The sequence below is a fragment of the Rothia nasimurium genome (genome assembly GCF_928392795.1).
In the GTDB taxonomy this organism is placed as follows: domain Bacteria; phylum Actinomycetota; class Actinomycetes; order Actinomycetales; family Micrococcaceae; genus Rothia; species Rothia nasimurium_F.
The window spans coordinates 1-478 of the sequence record NZ_CAKMTJ010000030.1 but is presented as its reverse complement, the minus strand read 5'-3'; the positions used below and the strand labels follow the sequence as shown (position 1 = coordinate 478).

Genomic DNA, 478 nt, shown 5'->3' with positions numbered 1-478 from the left:
ACCGAATCCACCGTCGAAGGCCTGCAGAAACGCGTCGAGGCGATCCTCGACAAGCACGGCCTGGACTGGCACGTCGAATGGGCGCTGTCCGGCCTGCCGTTCCTCACCGAGCCGGGCGAACTGCTCGATGCGGTGGCCGCCAGCATCAGGGCGGTCACCGGTCGCGAGACCCAGCCCTCGACCAGCGGCGGCACCTCCGACGGACGCTTCATCGCCACCATGGGCACCCAGGTGGTCGAACTCGGCCCGGTCAACGCCACCATCCACCAGGTCAACGAGCGGGTCCTGGCCAGCGACCTGGAACTGCTCACCGAAATCTACTACCAGACCCTGGTGAGGCTGCTCGCCTGATGCTGATCTGCCCGCTCTGCTCCGCCGCCCTGGGCGAGGTCGACAACGGCGTCGCCTGCCCCGCCGGGCACCGCTTCGACCGCGCCCGCCAGGGCTACCTGAACCTGCTGCCGGTGCAGCACAAGAA

At 68.6% G+C, this 478-nt stretch carries 2 protein-coding genes; both read left to right on the top strand.

What is annotated here, in order from left to right:
• The coding region (locus tag L6963_RS11720; protein WP_237225475.1) for a M20/M25/M40 family metallo-hydrolase at positions 1-351 on the top strand (351 nt) is incomplete at its 5' end.
• The coding region (locus L6963_RS11975; RefSeq protein WP_423817132.1) for a putative RNA methyltransferase at positions 351-478 on the top strand (128 nt) is incomplete at its 3' end. The genes L6963_RS11720 and L6963_RS11975, both read left to right, overlap by 1 nt.